This window comes from Leptospira alstonii serovar Sichuan str. 79601, from assembly GCF_000347175.1.
Taxonomy (GTDB): Bacteria; Spirochaetota; Leptospiria; order Leptospirales; family Leptospiraceae; genus Leptospira; species Leptospira alstonii.
In genome coordinates, this window is record NZ_ANIK01000088.1 from 1 (window position 1) to 3,894 (window position 3,894).

The following is a 3,894-nucleotide window of genomic DNA, read 5'->3' on the forward strand; positions in this document are numbered from 1 at the left end:
GTAAGAACCTGCCTAACGTTGGTTCGTAGTATCTCGATTTGTAATAATAAAGACCCGACTCTTTGTCTTCGGCTTGTCCTGTATATTTGTAACGAAATATATCAGGACCATAAGAATCATTTCGATTGATTGATCCATAAGGTTCGTAAGAAACGTAACTGACTCCCGGTTCCGGTCCAGATGCAGGGTTCCCCGCTCCGTCCGTTATCATTTGAATCGATCCCAGATGATCCGGATGATAAAAATACATGTTCCAAGGGGTTAGTGGATAGGAATTAGGGGTTAGGAACTCGCCACTAACAACTAACCACTCGCATCTCGAAGCGGGCGTGCCTCTGCGAAATCTTTCCGAACTTCCAGCGCAGAGTCGCGCTCTTCGTTTCAATCTGCAACGCACCATTTCAAGCTTTTTGTATATTCATATTTCTGCATTCATATCATGTTGCGTTGCAGTATTTCCACTTCGATCGCTCACGCAAGGGAAATAAGAAATCCTTAAAACTTCTGAGATAACACCGCATCCCCACTTGGAGAAACAGGATTCGTATTAATTCCGTAGATGCTCGGGATATAGCGGTTTTCCTCTTTGTCGCATTCTTGAAGTCTTTGGTAGTATTGGAAGCAGTTGAGAATAAGAAATGATATTGTTTCTGCTCGACTTATCACTATTTCTTCAGCTACTTCAGAACCAAGTGGGGCTCCCGCTAAAACCTGTAATAATTCACAACTGTCTTTACTAGGTCCAAAAATCCCCTTATCTTTCAAGTTATACCTACAAGTATCTCTTTGTGTTCCGATGTAACAGTTCATATTAAAATAAACTGTCAGGACGATCATAACTAACTTAATCATATTCAATTTCATATTCTTTCCTTTCTCCACTTTATAATTTCCATTTATTCGGTTTCCAAAAGTTGCTGTATCGCGCTTTTCAAAAAATGTAATTATAATAGGAAAAAACTAAGCTTAAGCAACATCATTCCTTACTATACAATGCAGGAGTATAACGGTTTCCTTCTTTTTCACACTCTTTGAGTTTTTCGTAATATTGATAACAATTGAGAATAAGAAAATTTATCCTAGTTGTTCGACTTTGTATTACATCTTCCGTCGCGTTAGACGGCAATGGTAATGCTGCCGTTGTTTGCAAAAATTCGCAACTATCACGGCTTGCGCCAAATACGCTTTCTTTTCTTAAATCCGATTTACAGGCATCCGTTCGAGTCCCAATTTGACAAGTTGAGCTTATACAAGCAAACAAACTTAATAAAAACAAAGTCAATAGTCTCAATTTCATATTCTTTCTTTTCTCCCTGTTATAATTTCCATTTATTCGGTTTCCAAAAGTTGTTGTATCTACCCTTCGGAACAAAAGTCGCATGATTAATAAACCTAGAGGAATAGCCGATAATGTTTTGAACCGCAAATAGAGTCGTTCCCACTTGTAAAGCCAATCGATCAGCCAACAATTCTGTTGCGTAATAATTTACCCCAGCTATAACCGATTTTCCCGTATTCCCGTAACGATCATAACTCTTCGGTAACGCGTCATATTCCCTTTTGTAAGCTGCCTTTTGTTCGTTAATTGAGAAATAATTTCCCCAAGATTGTTTGATCCATTCCTCGTTGGCATGCAGAGCTTTAGGTGTCGATTTCCAGCTATGATTCTCGTCATGAGCAATTCCAGATCGATCCACTATCGTCAAAGCCGAATTCGGTTTGTAGAGGAAATAATATGCAAGGGCAAAGGCTGGGCCGAAGTCGCTTCCCAAAAGCGCAAAAAACATATATTCTTCAACTTTCTTTGGCAGTTTTCCTCCACACATCCCATCTCCCTGAAAGTTTCCGAAAACCGCTGGGTTCTTACCACTAAACGGACAACCAGGCCCGGAAGTATTACGAATCTGTTGGCTGTGCAAAGCAAGTAGCATTAGATCGCTTTGCTCTTTCTGCGGGCTATTCGGCATCTGCGCGTATTGATACAAAGCCGCATAAAACATCATGTCCAAACTGTGACCACTGGAATCCTTGTAGTTGACCGGATTTCCTTCCACATACATATAACGATTTTGGCCGTTCGGTGAATCCGGATGAATTTCAGAGTCCGCTTGTAAGAACCTGCCTAACGTTGGTTCGTAGTATCTCGATTTGTAATAATAAAGACCCGACTCTTTGTCTTCGGCTTGTCCTGTGTATTTGTAACGAAATATATCGGGACCATAAGAATCATTTCGATTGATCGAGCCATAAGGTTCATAAGAAACGTAGCTCACTCCGGGCTCGGGTCCTGAAGCTGGGTTTCCAGCTCCGTCCGTTATCATCGTAACCGACCCTAAATGATCCGGATGATAAAAATACATTCCCGTTACGGGAAATCCTCCGACACTTCCGCCGCCTGTCATTCCTCCTCCGGGGTTCTGAATACTTGTCACGCCGGGATTTAAGTTCGCGCCCATCGCCAATATCCAAGGCGGGTCCCCTGCTTTGCCGCCCGTTCCCGGTAACACTCCGCATCCGGGTAAAGAAGTTAGGATAAAGAATGAAAGGATCAGAGCGGGAGTTCCCGCAGCTCTCCAAGAAAGTCTTTGTAAAAGTTCATTTCCTCGGAGGAAATAAGGATAAGCTACATAACAAAGACTTAATAGAATCAAAAAATACAAGGCTTTGTAGAGTTTTGTGGGTGCCGAACGCCCCTTAGGAAGTGAGGCATTGAGTTTCTCTTGAAAGTATTTAGAATATCCCAATATTCCAATAAACCCAGATTGAATCCTGTTTTTGTAATATTTACCACAATTGATCGTTACGTCCTTGCAAAACGGTTTTGTGGTAGTTCCCACAACTCTTCCGACAAACGATCCGATGGAATTTTCACTTGACTCCGGACTTGAACTTGCATCCGCAATCTGCAACGTCGCGTCATCTCTCGTCCACTGTGCTACAGTCTCTCCTTGAATCCCTTTCACATACAAAGTATGTCTTTCCGGTATTCCCGGATTTCTTACGATCTCGTAATTGTTTCCAAAGAAATAACTCGTCACCGATGAGCCATCCGTGATCGATTTGATTCTGCTTCCAGTGTAGTCATAGCTGTAGTAAACCGAGTCCGTCACTCCGTTCGGGGTGATTTCGATCAACTTGCCATAGCTGTCGTAACGTAACGTGTCTCCGTTTCTCGAAACCATGTTCCCGCTTGCATCGTAGGTATAGTTCATCGTTCCCGTGTTTGCACTTGTCGCGGTTGTCACCGCGTTTGCATGAGTTCCGTCGCCGTAAGTTAAAGTATATTCGCCTTTTTGAATCAAGTTTCCGTTGGCTGAAAAGGTAAAATCCTGGGTTCCGTATTTCCCGGTTGCTTGTGTCACTCTGCCTAAATTGTCCAACGTAAAGTTCTGGGTTCTCGTCGGGTTCAGTTTGTCTTCAATTTTTGTAATATTCCCTTTGGAATCATACGTAAGTTCCGTGTTGCCGATTATACTTCCATCCGGTTTTTTAGAAACCACGCTCAAAGGTTTTTTGTCGAGTGGCTCAAACCCGATTTCCATCGTCACGCCGTTTCCGGTGGTCCTTCTTACGCTTGGAACTCCGTTTGAATCTAAATACGGCCCTTGGTAAGAAACGACCGTGTGTCCAATACTTGTGCCGTCCGCAGAGTCCATTGTAATACTCGACAATGTTCCGTTAGGCGAATAGAAATTGTGTAGCTTGGTTCCGTCCGGTAACGTTTCCGTAATCGGTCTTCCGAGGGAATCATAGTCTATTTTGAAAATCGCAGTGACATCGTCCACGTATTTCGTCTTTTGGATTGTTTCCCCTCGTTGATTGTAGAAAAACTTTGTAATTCCCGCTCCGTCCGTTATTTGCGTTACGCGCCCTTTAGAATATGGAACATTTCCA

At 42.6% G+C, this 3,894-nt stretch carries 4 protein-coding genes; all 4 read right to left on the bottom strand.

Annotated elements, in window-relative coordinates:
• Positions 1-250, bottom strand: a 250-nt coding sequence (locus LEP1GSC194_RS23660; protein ID WP_020774630.1) for an RHS repeat-associated core domain-containing protein, incomplete at its 3' end; no start/stop codon positions are given.
• Between the two features lie 245 nt (positions 251-495).
• Positions 496-864: a hypothetical protein gene (locus LEP1GSC194_RS16385; protein WP_036043465.1), complete on the bottom strand. Its 369-nt coding sequence runs from the start codon at positions 862-864 to the stop codon at positions 496-498.
• Positions 865-976: 112 nt separating this feature from the next.
• The gene (locus LEP1GSC194_RS21675; RefSeq protein WP_081605119.1) at positions 977-1,297 is read right to left on the bottom strand and encodes a hypothetical protein; all 321 of its coding nucleotides are present in this window, start codon (positions 1,295-1,297) and stop codon (positions 977-979) included.
• Between the two features lie 19 nt (positions 1,298-1,316).
• On the bottom strand, positions 1,317-3,894 hold a 2,578-nt coding region (locus tag LEP1GSC194_RS16390), incomplete at its 5' end, for an RHS repeat-associated core domain-containing protein (protein WP_020774631.1).